Origin of the sequence: Maridesulfovibrio ferrireducens (genome assembly GCF_900101105.1) — a bacterium.
In the GTDB taxonomy this organism is placed as follows: domain Bacteria; phylum Desulfobacterota; class Desulfovibrionia; order Desulfovibrionales; family Desulfovibrionaceae; genus Maridesulfovibrio; species Maridesulfovibrio ferrireducens.
In genome coordinates this window covers 853189-868193 of record NZ_FNGA01000001.1, presented here as the reverse complement: position 1 = coordinate 868193, position 15005 = coordinate 853189, and the positions used below count along the sequence as shown (strand labels likewise).

Sequence of the window (15005 nt, the reverse complement as noted above, 5' to 3'; positions counted from 1 at the left end):
GAGTTGTATATTTTTATTTTTTTTGAATTTTATATTTCTAATTAAATATCACTTTTCCGGAAAAAACACTGATGATCAGGACAAGTGCAACAGCAAACAAAACCAGCACCTCAGGAAAAGGGGTCATTCTACCAAGCTTAGAACCTATCTGCTTTTCAATGCTGAAAAATCTGACCGCAGCGCCCACAAGAACAAGCATCCCTGAAAACAAAGCAAAAAGACTGAGCATACCTAGATCTTGAGACATCAGCGGATTAGCATCAGGAACAAAATGTTTCAAATAAAGACCGGCTTTCTCAAGCACGAAACCAAAGCCCAGAAGACCCAGCGCAGTGCGGCACCACGCAAGAAAAGTCCGTTCATTTGCAAGCAAAGTTCTCATAACGGCAAGACTGTTGGTATCGAGCGGAAGCGGTTTTTTTTCGTCTGTCATCTCAGAACTCCGGGATTGCTGTCAGGCTGTTCTTGATCTAGAAGATATATCGCTATAGTATGTTACAAGATTGCGGGCAACAACCGTTGCCGGAATATTTCATGAATTAAGTTCACAAGAATTCCGGGAATACGCTCAAAATAATTATAAATAAATTCCGGCTCTGTGCCGCAAAAAGGATATTCCATGAAATACATCATGTTTGAGGACTTTTCGGGCGAAGCTCTTCCGATCCTATTCCCGAACCGTATCGGCTTTTTGGAATTCAGAGAACAAATTCCATACACAAAAGTTCTTTCCGCAGGATACGTGCAAATCAGGTCCGAAGGGATTTCCTGTCACGGTGAATGCAAAGAACTCAACACTGAAACCCGCCTTGAAGATTCAGGAATAATCCGCGAAAAGCTGGATGCAGCTGAATCTTAGAACTTCGGAAAAAATAAAAAAACGGCCCTGAAAACTATTGTATCAGGGCCGCTTACTTTTCATTTCAATATTTCTGCTAAAAAAACAAACTGCTAATCGTATTTAACAGCACTGATCTTCATGAGTTTGTCCCATGTGTGAACAGCTTCAATCTGACGGACAGTTCCTGTTTTACCGCGCATTACAAGTGAAGTTGTCTCTGCGCCGTACCCGAGGTAACGAACTCCGCGCAAAAATGTTCCACCTGAAATACCTGTTGCGGAAAAGAAAATATCATCACTCTTAACAAGATCGTTAACAGTCATAATATCACGCAGGTCATATCCCTTCTCTTCCATGGCAATTTTTTCGCTTTCGTCCTGAGGATCGAATTTAGCGAACATCTCTCCGCCCATAATTCTGATGGCACATGCAGCAAGAACACCTTCAGGAGTTCCGCCTGTTCCCATCATTACATCAACGGGACAACGAGGATCAACGACCATAAGTGCACCGGCTACATCACCGTCGGTATGCAACTGGATTCTGGCTCCGGCATCACGAATTTCCTGAATAAGGCCGTGATGGCGTGGTTTTTCAAGAACAAAAACAACGAGATCATCAACATCTTTATTGAGAGCCTTTGCTATCTTCGCAAGGTTGTCCTTAACAGGTGCGTTAATATCAACCATATTTCGCGCAGCAGTTGGAACAACTAGTTTCTGCATATAATAACTCGGTCCGGGATCAAGCATCATGCCTGTAGGAGCAACTCCGACGACTGAAATAGCATTAGGCCGACCGTAAGCAAGAAGGTTGGTTCCTTCTACCGGATCAACAGCGACATCCATTCCCGGACCTTCGCCCGCGCCTAATTTTTCGCCGTTATAAAGCATGGGAGCATGATCTTTCTCTCCCTCACCGATTACAACAGTTCCGCTGATTGCAAGACTGTTAAAACTGAGACGCATAGCATCTACAGCAGCCTGATCGCCGGCATTTTTATCGCCGCGTCCAAGCCATCTGGCAGAAGCCAGTGCAGCAGCTTCGGTTACGCGGACAAGATCAAGAGCTAAATTTCTCTGGGGAGCTTCCATTCGCCTATCTCCAAAATGAGTGTTTGATTGGTTCGATTTCCACCGACAACAGTCATGGCAATTACATAAAAACAGCTGTCAGTCCAGTTTTCATAGTTACCCTAAAAAGTATAAAAAAGCACGGCCTGCAATCCTATTTTGTTACCTTAATATATACATGGTTGATTTTTAGCCGATGCAAGCTTATTAAGAAAACGTCTAAACTTTTTTTAGAACCAACAGGTCCATCTTTAAGGCTTCAAAAACCTCTAAGATAACTAACAAAAAAAACAATTACCCCATAAAATATATGCGCAAAATTTTCTTTCAAAACCTTGTGATGGGCCTTTTCCTTGCCGGACTTCTTGTTTCGGTGACTCCTGCCAGCGCATTCGGGGCAAGTATTAAAGATCAATTCACCGTTGCATGGAAACAATTCCATGCTCTTTCAAAAGACAAGAAAAAATCTCAATATCGCTCAGAATGGGACAAATCCGCTAAAAAATTCAGAAATGTTTTTAAAAGATCCCCCCGTGGAAAATATGCTCCTAAAGCCCTCTATTATCTAGGCAGATCATATGAAGAATTAGGTTATCACAGCGGATTAAAAAAAGATTTCAGAAAATCAGTTGATTACTACGGACGCATGATCTCAAACTTTCCATCCCATGCATGGACCGATGACAGCCTTTTCCGGAGAGCGGAAATAAGACTTAGAAAATTAAATGAAAAAGACCTCGCCTATTCCGATTATCTGACAATAGTTCACCGTCACTCCAAATCTGACATGTATTCCAAAGCCCGTGCAAGGCTTGATTCCATGGACCGCAAGGGCATGTCTCCTAAACAGCAGAAACGAAGTAAGCGTACAAAACCTTCGAGCACCATAGTTCCGACCTCTGCTCCGGTAGTAAAGGATTCATCAAGCAGACGCGCCAAGCTTTTATCAGTCCGATATACCAGCAGTGACTCATACACCCGCGTGGTTCTGGACCTCGACGATGAAGTCCGTTTTCGTTACCAGCTTTTAAATCCGAATCAGAGTGTTAACCGTCCGCACAGACTTTATATTGATCTGGAAAACACAATACTTGGAAAAAATGTACATAAGGCCACAGATGTTGCCGACGGTATTTTAAAAGACATCCGCTCCGCACAGAAAGATCCGAGAACAACCCGCGTTGTACTGGATTTCAATGCCATGCAGGATTATAAAATTTTCCCGCTGGAAAATCCTTTCAGGCTGGTCGTGGATGTGCAGGCCCCCGAAGCAGGGGCAGTTGTTAGACAAAACAAATCAACTAAACAAAGAAAGAAACGGACAACCACAACCAAGTACACTCCTCCCGCAAACAGTAAAGCCATGGCCGGAGATCTGCTTGAGCAACTGGGACTCACCTTTAAAACCATCATGATCGACCCGGGACATGGCGGAAAAGACCCCGGAGCAAGTGCGAACCGGATCAAAGAAAAAAATATAAACCTGCGCTTTTCAAAAATTCTGGCTGCAAAATTAAAAAAAGCCGGATTTAACGTTCTCTACACCAGAACAACTGACGTCTTCATTCCTCTGGAAGAGCGTACGGCAATGGCCAACATCAAAAAGGCGGATATGTTTATATCCATCCATTGCAATGCGCACCGCAATTCAGCAATAAACGGCCTTGAAACCTATACTCTTAACCTTGCACGCAACCGTAATGCTGTCCGCGTAGCAGCTCGTGAAAACTCTATTTCGGCGAAACGGATCAGCGATCTTCAAGTGATTCTGACAGACCTTATGCTGAATTCTAAAATGAAAGAAAGCAAAGACTTAGCTAAAAATATCCATACGAAATCATTAGCAAATATTCGTCGAAGATGGTCTGTAAAAGATCAAGGTGTACGTGAAGCTCCCTTCTATGTTCTTATGGGCGCAAAAATGCCATCCGTACTTGTAGAGCTTGGGTATCTTACCAATAAAACAGAAGCTTCAAGACTCAAGTCCGACAGATATCTTGCCTACGTTGCCGACGGAATAGTAAAGGGTGTTTTGGAATACAAAAAACAAATTGAAAGATACGCCAGTCTCTAGATATTAAGAATTAAAATTCGAGAACAGGAAGGAACTGACCATGATTAGCCTTAATATTCCCGGCTTCGGCGCTCTTAATATTGAACATCTCGTTCTGGACTACAACGGCACAATCGCCCTTGACGGCAACCTGCTGCCCGGAATCGGTAAAATAATACAAGAACTTTCTGTGGATATTGAAGTCCATGTACTGACGGCCGACACTTTCGGCCAATGCGAAGAGAATCTGCTCGGACTCCCTGTATCAATACACATCATAAGCGGAACGGAAGAAGACAAAGCCAAGCTTGATTACATAAACTCGGTGGGAGTTGAAAAATGTGCGTGCATCGGAAACGGTCGCAACGACACACTTATGCTGAAAGAAGCGGCTCTGGGAATTGCAATATCAGGACCGGAATGTATGTCGATGACAGCCGCACGTTCAGCAGATATAGCTGCTTCAGATATAATTCACGCACTGGGACTTTTCACACACCCCATCAGACTCATGACCACTCTAAGATGTTAATTGTTCGTCTTGGTCCCTGAATAAGTAAAAGCCTTCTTATCCATAGTGTAATAAGTACCCCTGTCTATTCCGTAAGAATTACCGCAGGAACAGAAAATCTTCCCGTCTCTTTCTTCCAGATTCCACACTTTTTTAATCCGTTCTTTATGACAGCGGTGCACTTCGCCTTGCCCAATTTTATAATACTTCAAGAGCTTTCGCCGACAGGCGGCGCATTTAAGAATTAACATGATTTGGATTTACACAAAGCGGTAAGAATCCACTCCGATACTCTGCATTTTTTCAAGAACTGCAACAACTTTAGACATAGTGATATCAAGATCTTTTTCACCCTTTTTGCAAACAGCAAAAGACGCGGTTCCCTTGAAGCGTTCGCCCACGGAACCAATTGCAGTTTTTGCAAATCCGGCCTGCGCGGCTACAAGATCATTTTTCAAAATCTCGGAGTCCTCAGCTAAAACAATAAATCCGCCATCCCAACGGGCGGAAAGCAGCCAGCCGAGTGATTGTTGCTCCAAATTAGCCGCAGCCTTTTTCAGAGCAGCAGCCCCTGCGTCCCATCCGAATCTGGAATTAATTTCCAGCATATTATCCACGTTGAATGCAGCCAGAACCGGAGTACGTTCCTGATTGCTGTAATTTTCAAAAATCTCGCGCCCCTGCTCTATAAAAGTATTCAGGTTGCCAAATCCAGTCAAAGGATCACGGCTATAAGCATCTTTGATTGAAGAGATGCGTTCCAACTCATTAATATTATTTGTGACACGCCATGAAAATTCTTCGACTTCAAACGGTTTTTTAAGAAAATCATTAGCCCCGCGTTTGAGGAATTTGGCTGTAATCGCGCCCGAATCATGAGCAGAAACTCCGAGAATGGCGAGTTGATCCCTGTAATGAGTTTTACGAACCTCGGTGACCAGTTCAAATCCATCAAGTTCCGGCATTTCATAATCGGTCAGCAAAAGCTTAACATCGGGATTAGCACGAATAATATCCAGAGCTTTGGCTCCGTCTTCAGCTGCAAAAACATTAAAATTAAGACGTTCCAAAAGCTTGCACATAATCTTTCTGGCTGTGCCGTTATCTTCAGCAACAACGACTTTGATATCGCGGTTAGAATGAATTCTGCTTATTAAATCCACCATTTCGTCAAGGTCAGTACGATTCCCCTTGTTGAAATAATCAAGCACATTCTTTTCAATGAACCGGTTACGTATTTTCTCATCAAAAGTTGAAGTTAAGACAATGCAGGGAATCTTACGGGAAAGAACATAATCTACAGCCTCACCGTCTGGAGCTCCTTTAATATTCAGATTCAGTACAGCAATAAAAATGTCCTCTCCGTTATTTTCAAGCATCTCTTCAACCTGATCAAGAGAAGAAGCTGTTATTGTATCAAACGGAGTAAGGCTCTCGATATGTTCTGTAATAATCCGAACCTGTGTATGACTACTTTCTACTACGAGTACTGTATTTTTTGCGCTCTCGGACATAAAATCTCTCCTGTTTATAACAAGGTAAAGACAAACCAAAAACTGATCCAAATCAATCAGTTCTTATTTCACCTTCATATTTTATCAGAACATCATCAACTGTAACATTTTCTTTTACTTCAATCTTTTCAGACTCAACTCCTGCCAAAGCATCATCAACAGCTTTTTGATCTGCAAGATGTTCGTTCAAAGCCTCTACTCCGGTACTATTGGTCTTTGAATGCTCATACTCATCAAGATTTGCACTTACGACAGCAACCCCGACAGCCCCTGCCATAACCCACAAACATCCGGTAGAAATAGAAGAAAACACAAGAATGCATAAAGCAGTAATCAGTGCATTTTTCACGAGTCAGTATTATCCTCTCGTCTGTCAGAAAATTTTACCGGCATAATCACTATTTCTCCATGAACTTAAAAACTTCAACCCTGATAATCTTAAACACAACAGACTGCTCTGTCTTGATTTATATTCTGAAAATTCACTATTTTCAATTTTCTGCAATGAATAACTGTCACAGATTATGAGTTAAACGGCATCCATATGGAAGTACTCACATTCTCTCTTTAAAACTCCAACAAATTTCAACGTTAATACCATTATACATAAACAAATTGTTATAACAGTTTTAAATTTGACCACATATACCCTTAATTTACAACTTTCAATCAACTTATAATTTTTTACGCCACACATATTCTATGCATAAAGAATATAAAATTAACTAAAAGATGTATAAAAAGACCGTTCACGTGATCGTATCGTTTGAAACAGTGCAATTTTTTGCAGTTATACATAAAAATAACAAAACATGTTTCTAAAAAAGACGTAATACATTTGACAGCATCTATAATCTACTTTATCCCTTGTCTTTCCAGTATAGTCGTTAGTATAAAAATAATCCCCAAAGGAGATATCCAGTGGAAGACTATCTTAAAGAAGCTTTGGAAATAGTCAAAGCACAAGCCAGCGTCAGAACCATGAATGAAGAAGAAATGACTTCAATGGTTCGTAAACTGTCTGCCGGCATTCAGGCAATTGCTGAAAATACACTTCCAGCGAAAGAAGACGCTCCTGCATGCGATCCCAAAAAGTCTATTAAAGAAAAAACTATTGTCTGCTGTGAATGTGGTAAGTCTTTTAAGATCATAACTAAAAAGCACCTTTCTTCACATGACCTGACACCTGACGAATACCGGGAAAGACACGGCATGAAAAAGAAAACTCCTCTTGTATGTAAATCGCTTCAGCGTGAACGTCGCAAAAAAATGAAAGAAATGCAGCTTTGGACAAAACGCGGCCAAAAATAATCCGTTTTTTCCAAAATGACTACTAAAAGGCCATCCATGTTTGTGGGTGGCCTTTTCAAATGCTTCCCACCAAGGCCAATCTGTTATAACAATATAAAAAAACAACGGGTTCATAAACTCACAACGGGACTGAAACCAGTTAAGACATGAACAGACGAACGTTTATTAAAACGCTTTGCGCAGTTGCTGCTGCAACCACCTTGTGTGGTTCGCAGACGATTGCCTGTGCGTCAGGAGCTGTCCGTACTGTAGATGATGAAGACCTGAAAGATTATCTTCACAGCATGGCAAATTTCGACCTGCCGCATATGGGCGACATTATCCTCATAAATACCCAGCTTGCCCTGCTAAAATCCTCACTCAAAAGACTGCGAAGAATCCAGCGCACTGTCGGCTTCGGAAATTTCTGTATACTCAGCTTTGACGAGGCGCTGCTTTATGCCCGCCAAAATTCATCTATCGGCAGCTTCACCAAAAAAGAACTATCTTTTTTAGACTATACATTCAGCTTCGATGCCTCCAATTACGGTTTCTACGGGGAAAGAACTATCTCCAACATAACCTCGCGTGTATCAAAAAAAGATCTCGTCAAAATCCAGGGAAGCGGAAATTTTTTATACCGGGGTCAACCGCATGAAACCTACAAATCAATAAAAAAGCTGCTTGGCAAAAAAGTTTATCTGACCTCCGGGGTCAGAGGGACCATGAAACAATTCATACTTTTTCTTTCAAAAGCAGCAGCAAATAACGGCAACCTCTCACTGGCTTCGCGTTCTCTTGCCCCCCCCGGATACTCCTTTCACGGCGTAGGAGATTTTGATGTCGGAGAAGCGGGACTTGGCGTGGCAAATTTCAGCATAAAATTCGCCAGAACGGAAACGTGTATGCAACTCCGCGAACAAGGTTACCTGAAACTGCGCTACCCGAGGGAGAATATGCTCGGAGTCCGGTTTGAGCCTTGGCATATCAAAGTAAAGGATATCAAACTATAATAATAGTTTACGGCTTCACCTAAAGATTATATCAAATAATACGATATGATATATACTCAGAACACCTGAGATATCATCTCATTTCTGATATGCCGACTGTAGCTTTCATTTACTTTGTCGTATAAAGCAGTTAATTAATATGGTGAATGGCAATGGAACTGTTTCGACAGAAACACCCGGAACAAAACGTTAAAACACGGATCGCATAAGAATGAGCAAAATCCTTCAACAGGATGAAGTCGATGCGCTGCTTAGAGGCCTCTCCGGTGGAGAAGTTGAAGCTGAGCAAGATATACCGGATGATGATTCCGGCGTAGTTACATTCGACCTTGCGAATCAGGACCGCATTATTCGCGGCCGTATGCCCGTGCTCGAAATTGTCAACGACCGTTTCGCTCGTCTGGCAACCAACAATCTTGCCAATACCATGCGCAAAAGGGTTGATATCAACCCCATATCTATCGACATGTCCAAATTCGGGGATTTCATGCGCTCACTGCCTGTCCCCACCTCACTTTCTATTTTTAAAATGGACCCGTTGCGCGGTAATGCCATTCTGGTTGTTGATTCACGCCTTGTTTTTGCCCTTGTGGAAAGTTTTTTCGGAGGCTCAGGCTCACAGCCGAAAGTCGAGGGGCGTGACTTCACTCCCATTGAACAGGCCATTGTTGACCGGGTTGTTAAAATTGCTCTCTCAAATCTTGAGGACTCATGGCGCCCTGTTCATGAAGTTCATCTTGAGCTTATCCGCTCCGAGGTTAATCCGCAGTTTGCAGCAATCGTTCCGCCCTCTGACGTTGTTATCGTCATCACTTTTGAAGTTGAGCTTGAAAACGCAATCGGCTCACTTATCGTATGCTTGCCTTACTCAACGCTTGAGCCTATCCGCTCAAAACTCCACGCGTCATTCCAGTCTGAAAGACTTGAAATCGACCATGTCTGGGTAAGCAGATTTAAAGAAAGACTTCTTGAAACTCCTGTTGAATTAGTTGTCCGCCTCGGCAGAACAAAAATCACAGGCCGCCAACTTGTAAACCTCGAAGAAGGCGATCTCCTGCTTCTCAACACTGACGAAGAAGATATGATTGAATGTGAAGTTGAAGGAGTTTTAAAATACTACGGAATTCCAGGAAGAGTAAAAGCCAACCGGGCATTGCAAATAACCAAGGCCATTGAGCCTAAGATGACCTAAAGGCTACACTTTATCACCACCCTCTTGACTCTCTCTTCGCCCCTATCTACAATCAAATAATTATTTTCCGGTTATTAATTGTATTTAAAAATACTTATTTCGTGATTACCATCAAAGAAAAGGCTCAAATGAACCGCATTACAGGATTAGTCCTGACGTATAATGGAGAACGGCTGTTAGATGAAGCTCTAACAAGCCTTTCTTTTTGTTCTGAACTACTGATTATTGATTCAGGCTCCTCAGACTCCACGCTGGAAATTGCCAAAAAACATAATGCCCGCATAGTTCACAATGACTGGAGCGGAGCTATTGAGCAACATCGATTCGCGGTCACTCAAATTACGACTCCGTGGGTCGTGACCATTGATCAGGATGAAATAGTTTCCCCGGAACTTGCAAAAAACATAATTAAAGAACTTGATAATCCCGCAGATGTAGACGGTTTTTACTGTGCTCGAAAATCATGGTACTTTAACAGATTCATTCTCCACAGCGGCTGGTATCCCGATAAACTTTTCCGCATATATAGACCGGAAGGAATCACTATCGGAGGCATCAGACCGCATGAGGAACTTCGACCTAAAACAAAAGCCGGAAATATTGCGGGAGATATAATTCATTACCCATATGAAAACTTCAACCAGCACCTTGAGAAAATAAACTACTATACTCAGGACGCAGCTGAAGACCTTTACTCCCGGGGTAAACGAGGATCTTTAGCCGGAGCTGTAGGACATGGGATCGGTAAATTTTTCAAGCAATACCTGCTTAAAATGGGATTTCTGGATGGCCGCGCCGGATTTATTATTGCTGTTCACGGCTTCTTTTACACCTTTCAAAAATATATCCGGCTAACCGAACTGGAACTGAAGGATAAGAAATGATAAATGAAGACAAACCTCACATTATAGATCTTCCCAAAATAGAAGATAACCGTGGCAACCTGACTTTCATTGAAAACAGCCGACATATTCCCTTTGATATCAAAAGGGTGTACTATTTATATGATGTTCCGGGTGGTGAGTCCCGGGGTGGGCATGCTCATAAAGAGTTAAGGCAATATATCATTGCAGCATCAGGCAGCTTCGATGTTGTCCTTGATGACGGAAAAAACAAAACGACATTTTCGCTGAATCGTTCCTACTACGGGTTGTATATTCCCAAAATGACATGGCGCGAACTTGAAAATTTTTCATCAGGATCCGTTTGTCTGGTTCTGGCTTCGGAATACTATGACCCTACTGACTATTACTACACTTACGAAGACTTCTTAAAGGCGGTGAACGAACGTGAATCAAATTAAATTTCTTGATGTCGGCTGGACCTACACAACTCTTGCAGCCAAAATGGATGCTGCAGCCAAACGAGTTCTTGAATCAGGATGGTATGTATTAGGCGCTGAAGTAAAAGCTTTTGAGGAAGAATTTGCGCACTATACCGGAGCCAAGTACTGCATTGGTACCGGAAACGGTTTGGACGCGCTGGAACTAACACTCAGAGCGGCAGGAGTGGGAGTCGGAGACGATGTTCTTGTCCCCTCAAATACATTTATTGCTACATGGCTCGCAGTTACCCGCACCGGGGCAAATATTATTCCGGTAGAACCTATTGAAGCCACCTATAATATGGACCCTGAAAATCTTGAGCAGGCCTTAACTCCCAACACAAAAGCCATCATCCCTGTTCATCTCTACGGGCAACCCGCAGACATGGACCCCATCATGGCTTTTGCTGAAGAGCATTCTCTTTTTGTTGTAACAGATGCCGCGCAGGCCCACGGCTCCTTCTACAAAGGCAGAATGAGCGGAACTCTCGGCCATGCCGCGGCTTTCAGTTTCTACCCGGGCAAAAATCTCGGAGCATTCGGTGACGGCGGTGCCATTACAACCACGGACGCAACCATTGCTAAAAAAATAAGCTCAATCGGGAACTATGGTTCATCTGAAAAATACGTACACGAATCTCTTGGATTCAACAGCCGGTTAGATGAAATACAGGCAGCTTTTCTGCGCGTTAAACTTGATGTCCTCGACGACTGGAACTGGCGCAGAAGGAATATTGCGGATATTTATTTGCAGGGACTGAAAGACACCCCGCTGATTCTACCCGTTGTTGCTGAATGGGCACAACCGGTATGGCATCTTTTTGTCGTACGCTGTGAAGGTAGAGAAGGACTAATCTCTCACCTTAGAGAGAATGGTATTCATACAGGAATTCACTACCCAACTCCGCCGCACAAACAAGGTGCATACAAGCACATGGCACACTTATCCTTACCGATCAGTGAAGCTATCCATCGCGAAGTTGTATCATTGCCCATCGGACCGCACATGACCGCCGAACAAGCGGAGCGTGTCGTAAACTCTATTAATGAATTCTACCACTAGCCAACCGGATCAGACATTAATTAAGCACAATCAAAAAGAAAGGCCGGCAGAGAAAATCTCTGCCGGCCTTTTTAAATTCATATACCTGCGAACTACTTAAGCTTTGCCAAGAACAGCAGCCTGATAGGAAATCCGGGTTTATTCGTCATTTCGCTCTGAATTACCCGCACTGAATGATAATCAAGGGTGCTGCAAAATTCCCGGACCGCAACATCCTCTTCTTCACCACCGGGATGTCCGGCATAAATAGCGATACAAACAAGCCCGCCGACAGCAAGCATCTTCAAAGAAGATTCAAGAGCCTTTAAAGTAGTCTCAGCTTTAGTAACAACACTCTTGTCGCTACCCGGAAGAAAACCGAGATTAAAGACTACAACGCTGACCTCGCCATGATATTTGGCAGGAATAACATCCAGCATATTTTCATGCCCGGTATGAAATAACTTCCAATTCTTAGGCAGGCATTCCTCATTAAGCTTCTCACGAGTCTGCTCAATAGCGTCTTCCTGCACATCAAAACCGTAAACGCGTCCCTCACGTCCCACCTGCTGAGCAAGAAAAACCGTGTCATACCCATTCCCGACAGTGGCATCAATCGCGATAGAGCCAGGTTCTAGTACTTCAAGAAGAACGCATTTTGCGTAGGATAGAATATTATTAAGAATCATTTTATCTCTTTGGAAAGAGGGGTAAGCATAATCAATGCTAGAAATTTAAATACTTAGAAAGATTGCCGGATTTCGCAAACTGACGCTCGGTGTTACCGAAAGTGGCACTGCCGGAAATATTGTAAGTCGATCCCTGCAAATTCTTCCAGTTAAGAGTAGCAGAGCCTTTAGCCTTTGTAGGTATCGGCATCCCGCTGCTAAAAGAATTCAACTGAAACTGATTTCCAGAAAGAACAGCATTAACATTTACATCTTCGGCAACAAGCCCGCCGGGAATTTCAATCTGGTTTGAACGTACGACAAGACTTCCTGTTTTAGGAGGAGCGCCCCACTCAGGAAAACCTACATCTGATGTTATCTTAACTATTCCGCCAAGACCATCCAGCTTCAATACTTTGCCAAGATTCAACCCGCCGCTTAAAGTAAGCGACTTTGATTTAAAAACCTTCGCAGAAAGAACAGGTCCGGTTTTAACTCTGAGTTCAACCAAGGGAGAAAGTCCCAAATACATACCAAGCTGCGGAATAGTAATAATAAGCCCTTTATTCGTAGTAACATATAAATTGGTTACTTCAAAAGACAATGGCCCGGCACTGACAAAATCTCCCCACTGAATGGTCGCTTGAGAAACTTTTGCGTCTACCTGCTTGAAAATTTGAGACCAGACAACTTCCCAAGGCATAAACAAAAAAATGCCGAGTATCAGTCCGGACAGAAATAGAAAAAATCTGCCGAATGCTTTTTTAATCGAAAATTTTGGTATAAACTTCATATGGACGGCCTACCTGACAAGAATAATCTGTACATCTGCCAAATCCGGCGAGTCCAGCCTATGATTAATTGTAAACGAAGTAACTTTCAAACCACCGCGGACATTAAAATCCCGCATGAGAGAAACCACTTCAGGCAGGTTCAAAGCTTCAAGAACAACCTGTACCCCTTCACCGGAGCTACTTCCGGCCTGAAGAGGCCTGATAGAAGTCAACCTGTTATCAAGCCCCAAATCCCGGGCAACCTGCTGAGCGGCGGTCATCGGTTCACGGTCAATAAGAGCTCCGCGTGAAGCTTCTCCAGCTTTAAGCTGCTCAACAAGAGGAACCGTTTTACTATATTGCAGCTTACTTTGAAGGGTTGTCCGCCCTGCGCTTAACTGACTTTCATGCAAACCGGACCAGATCAGAAAAAGCACAAAGGCCAACGCCGCAACAAGTGCAGCGAAGAATAACTTTTGCTTTTCAGCAGGCCAATCCTGCCAGATAAAAAATCTTTCCAGTTCCATAAAAAAATACCCTAGTAAAAAATCAACGATTATATTCAGCCCTTAAGCTGAAATTAATACCACCTTCAACGTTGGTAGCCTGCTCAAGAACAAAATTGAACTGACCGCTCGCAGTAAATTTCTCCATCATACCGTCAAGCTCTTCGTAAGTACTGACTTTTCCCCGAATATTACCGGAATCAGCTCCGAGATTAATGCTTTCTATTTCAATCCCAACGGGAGAACTCTCACTCATCAGGGCAAGCAGTCCAAGAACATCCACGCCCTTGTTACCGCCACCGCTTTTAAGCTGGTCAAGCTTGAAAAGGATCTTTCCGTAAGGATCTGATCCGGGAGCAGGTCCTAACGCTGAGACATAAACGTCCTGTAGCTTGCCACGCCACTCTTTGGCCGCCCCCTGACTTAGCTGCCATCGGTGATACTGACCGACAATAAACAAAATTCCTATTAAACCTGTAAGAACGGCTGCAATAATAAACGGTTTAAAATCAATAATCGCACTTTTATCTTCTTTGGAACTTCCATCTGAGTAAAGATTTAATCGAGCCCAGCGAATTTTTTTCTCAGTCAAAACTTTGCAGGCTTTTTCAAGTTCTATTACTTCAGGTTTACCATCAAGATTCAAACGATCGAAACGATTGCGGAACTCTTCATCCCCACCGCGAAAATATGTAAGAGCATCTCCGGAAGCAAGAATACGCATTCCGCTCTGACCTTTCCAGCTCCATACGGACAAACCTTCTGCCGCCGCAGCCCGCCAGCAAACAGCAAATTCGGAAGTCAGAACTGTCGCCTTGGAAAGAATCTCTCTGTGCCGATCCATAAACCGGCTGAGAAGGTCATGGGATGTATAACCCAGCACAGCTCCCCCGGAAGGACGCAGTACTTTAAAGCCACCATCCTGTTCTGGAAAAGAATAATTCATCTGCATCAGAGTTGCAGACTTGGCATGACGGGATTTAGTTACACCACTGGGCTTAAAAAAGAAGAAAAGAGGATCAGGCAACAGCGCAACAACCGGATATTTGTTCTTAGGCCCCGGCTCTCCCGATTCGGAAAGCTTCGCACCGTCAAACAACATCCACTGATGCTCTTGTCCTGTAAAAGAGAGTATATATATATGTTTTATTGCGGCCATCTATGGCTCTGTCCTATACCCGTAAGCAAGCTGTTTGTCTATTTGT

At 43.2% G+C, this 15005-nt stretch carries 18 protein-coding genes; 9 read left to right on the top strand and 9 right to left on the bottom strand.

Translation table 11 applies throughout. The features are described 5' to 3' along the window. Positions 1 to 37: 37 nt before the first annotated feature. Positions 38 to 433, bottom strand: coding sequence for a YidH family protein (locus BLT41_RS03910; protein WP_092158420.1), 396 nt, complete (start codon positions 431 to 433; stop codon positions 38 to 40). Positions 434 to 619: 186 nt separating this feature from the next. Here BLT41_RS03910 and BLT41_RS03905 point away from each other — a divergent pair, with 186 nt between their 5' ends. Then, complete coding sequence (locus tag BLT41_RS03905) at positions 620 to 859, top strand: hypothetical protein (protein ID WP_092158418.1); 240 nt, start codon at positions 620 to 622, stop codon at positions 857 to 859. Positions 860 to 951: 92 nt separating this feature from the next. Here the strand turns inward: BLT41_RS03905 and glpX are convergent, their stop codons facing one another. Beyond that, positions 952 to 1935 (bottom strand): class II fructose-bisphosphatase, encoded by a 984-nt coding sequence (glpX, locus tag BLT41_RS03900; RefSeq protein WP_092158416.1) that lies wholly within the window; start codon positions 1933 to 1935, stop codon positions 952 to 954. Positions 1936 to 2224: 289 nt separating this feature from the next. Here glpX and BLT41_RS03895 point away from each other — a divergent pair, with 289 nt between their 5' ends. Both BLT41_RS03895 and BLT41_RS03890 read left to right on the top strand, forming a co-directional pair. Then, the gene (locus BLT41_RS03895; protein WP_092158414.1) at positions 2225 to 3988 is read left to right on the top strand and encodes an N-acetylmuramoyl-L-alanine amidase; all 1764 of its coding nucleotides are present in this window, start codon (positions 2225 to 2227) and stop codon (positions 3986 to 3988) included. Positions 3989 to 4028: 40 nt separating this feature from the next. Further along, entirely contained in the window at positions 4029 to 4499 is a 471-nt protein-coding gene (locus BLT41_RS03890; protein ID WP_092158412.1) for an HAD family hydrolase, read from the top strand. Here BLT41_RS03890 and BLT41_RS03885 read toward each other — a convergent pair. Genes BLT41_RS03885 through BLT41_RS03875 form a run of 3 tightly spaced genes read right to left on the bottom strand, consistent with a single transcriptional unit; the run spans position 4496 to position 6341 of the window. Then, positions 4496 to 4729: a hypothetical protein gene (locus tag BLT41_RS03885; RefSeq protein ID WP_092158411.1), complete on the bottom strand. Its 234-nt coding sequence runs from the start codon at positions 4727 to 4729 to the stop codon at positions 4496 to 4498. The genes BLT41_RS03890 and BLT41_RS03885 overlap by 4 nt on opposite strands. A 9-nt stretch (positions 4730 to 4738) precedes the next feature. Beyond that, entirely contained in the window at positions 4739 to 5992 is a 1254-nt protein-coding gene (locus tag BLT41_RS03880; RefSeq protein ID WP_092158410.1) for a response regulator, read from the bottom strand. Positions 5993 to 6044: 52 nt separating this feature from the next. Then, positions 6045 to 6341: a hypothetical protein gene (locus tag BLT41_RS03875; protein WP_092158409.1), complete on the bottom strand. Its 297-nt coding sequence runs from the start codon at positions 6339 to 6341 to the stop codon at positions 6045 to 6047. Positions 6342 to 6913: 572 nt separating this feature from the next. On the opposite strand from BLT41_RS03875, the gene BLT41_RS03870 reads away from it, so the two are divergent. The 6 genes from BLT41_RS03870 to BLT41_RS03845 all read left to right on the top strand — a co-directional run bounded on the left by BLT41_RS03870 (position 6914) and on the right by BLT41_RS03845 (position 11874). Beyond that, positions 6914 to 7303, top strand: a complete 390-nt coding sequence (locus tag BLT41_RS03870; RefSeq protein WP_092158408.1) for a Ros/MucR family transcriptional regulator — start codon at positions 6914 to 6916, stop codon at positions 7301 to 7303. A gap of 146 nt (positions 7304 to 7449) precedes the next feature. Beyond that, a complete protein-coding gene (locus BLT41_RS03865; protein ID WP_092158407.1) occupies positions 7450 to 8295 on the top strand; it encodes a M15 family metallopeptidase in 846 nt (281 codons plus the stop codon). Positions 8296 to 8506: 211 nt separating this feature from the next. After that, positions 8507 to 9487: a flagellar motor switch protein FliM gene (fliM, locus tag BLT41_RS03860; RefSeq protein WP_092158406.1), complete on the top strand. Its 981-nt coding sequence runs from the start codon at positions 8507 to 8509 to the stop codon at positions 9485 to 9487. 128 nt (positions 9488 to 9615) lie between these two features. Beyond that, complete coding sequence (locus BLT41_RS03855; protein ID WP_092158404.1) at positions 9616 to 10371, top strand: glycosyltransferase family 2 protein; 756 nt, start codon at positions 9616 to 9618, stop codon at positions 10369 to 10371. Next, positions 10368 to 10790 carry a sugar 3,4-ketoisomerase gene (locus BLT41_RS03850; RefSeq protein WP_092158402.1) on the top strand — a complete coding sequence of 141 codons (423 nt, stop codon included), beginning with the start codon at positions 10368 to 10370 and terminating at the stop codon, positions 10788 to 10790. The genes BLT41_RS03855 and BLT41_RS03850 overlap by 4 nt, the downstream gene beginning before the upstream one ends. After that, positions 10777 to 11874, top strand: a complete 1098-nt coding sequence (locus tag BLT41_RS03845) for a DegT/DnrJ/EryC1/StrS family aminotransferase (RefSeq protein ID WP_092158400.1) — start codon at positions 10777 to 10779, stop codon at positions 11872 to 11874. The genes BLT41_RS03850 and BLT41_RS03845 overlap by 14 nt, the downstream gene beginning before the upstream one ends. Positions 11875 to 11966: 92 nt before the next feature. Here the strand turns inward: BLT41_RS03845 and mnmM are convergent, their stop codons facing one another. The 4 genes from mnmM to BLT41_RS03825 are packed head-to-tail and all read right to left on the bottom strand — an operon-like array spanning position 11967 to position 14959. Next, positions 11967 to 12542, bottom strand: coding sequence for a tRNA 5-(aminomethyl)-2-thiouridylate-methyltransferase MnmM (mnmM, locus tag BLT41_RS03840; protein WP_092158399.1), 576 nt, complete (start codon positions 12540 to 12542; stop codon positions 11967 to 11969). Between the two features lie 37 nt (positions 12543 to 12579). Continuing rightward, positions 12580 to 13314: a hypothetical protein gene (locus BLT41_RS03835; protein ID WP_092158398.1), complete on the bottom strand. Its 735-nt coding sequence runs from the start codon at positions 13312 to 13314 to the stop codon at positions 12580 to 12582. 9 nt (positions 13315 to 13323) lie between these two features. Further along, the gene (gene gspM / locus BLT41_RS03830) at positions 13324 to 13821 is read right to left on the bottom strand and encodes a type II secretion system protein GspM (protein ID WP_092158397.1); all 498 of its coding nucleotides are present in this window, start codon (positions 13819 to 13821) and stop codon (positions 13324 to 13326) included. Positions 13822 to 13843: 22 nt separating this feature from the next. Then, the gene (locus BLT41_RS03825) at positions 13844 to 14959 is read right to left on the bottom strand and encodes a hypothetical protein (protein WP_092158396.1); all 1116 of its coding nucleotides are present in this window, start codon (positions 14957 to 14959) and stop codon (positions 13844 to 13846) included. Positions 14960 to 15005 lie beyond the last annotated feature (46 nt).

Excerpts from the sequence above, each read along its gene's own strand:
- BLT41_RS03865 (WP_092158407.1), top strand. The coding sequence starts at position 7,450 with ATGAACAGACGAACGTTTATTAAAACGCTTTGCGCAGTTGCTGCTGCA.
- BLT41_RS03855 (WP_092158404.1), top strand. The coding sequence starts at position 9,616 with ATGAACCGCATTACAGGATTAGTCCTGACGTATAATGGAGAACGGCTG.
- BLT41_RS03885 (WP_092158411.1), bottom strand. The coding sequence starts at position 4,729 with ATGTTAATTCTTAAATGCGCCGCCTGTCGGCGAAAGCTCTTGAAGTAT.
- gspM (WP_092158397.1), bottom strand. The coding sequence starts at position 13,821 with ATGGAACTGGAAAGATTTTTTATCTGGCAGGATTGGCCTGCTGAAAAG.
- BLT41_RS03825 (WP_092158396.1), bottom strand. The coding sequence starts at position 14,959 with ATGGCCGCAATAAAACATATATATATACTCTCTTTTACAGGACAAGAG.
- glpX (WP_092158416.1), bottom strand. The coding sequence starts at position 1,935 with ATGGAAGCTCCCCAGAGAAATTTAGCTCTTGATCTTGTCCGCGTAACC.
- BLT41_RS03910 (WP_092158420.1), bottom strand. The coding sequence starts at position 433 with ATGACAGACGAAAAAAAACCGCTTCCGCTCGATACCAACAGTCTTGCC.
- BLT41_RS03880 (WP_092158410.1), bottom strand. The coding sequence starts at position 5,992 with ATGTCCGAGAGCGCAAAAAATACAGTACTCGTAGTAGAAAGTAGTCAT.
- BLT41_RS03905 (WP_092158418.1), top strand. The coding sequence starts at position 620 with ATGAAATACATCATGTTTGAGGACTTTTCGGGCGAAGCTCTTCCGATC.
- fliM (WP_092158406.1), top strand. The coding sequence starts at position 8,507 with ATGAGCAAAATCCTTCAACAGGATGAAGTCGATGCGCTGCTTAGAGGC.
- BLT41_RS03835 (WP_092158398.1), bottom strand. The coding sequence starts at position 13,314 with ATGAAGTTTATACCAAAATTTTCGATTAAAAAAGCATTCGGCAGATTT.
- BLT41_RS03895 (WP_092158414.1), top strand. The coding sequence starts at position 2,225 with ATGCGCAAAATTTTCTTTCAAAACCTTGTGATGGGCCTTTTCCTTGCC.
- BLT41_RS03890 (WP_092158412.1), top strand. The coding sequence starts at position 4,029 with ATGATTAGCCTTAATATTCCCGGCTTCGGCGCTCTTAATATTGAACAT.
- BLT41_RS03850 (WP_092158402.1), top strand. The coding sequence starts at position 10,368 with ATGATAAATGAAGACAAACCTCACATTATAGATCTTCCCAAAATAGAA.
- mnmM (WP_092158399.1), bottom strand. The coding sequence starts at position 12,542 with ATGATTCTTAATAATATTCTATCCTACGCAAAATGCGTTCTTCTTGAA.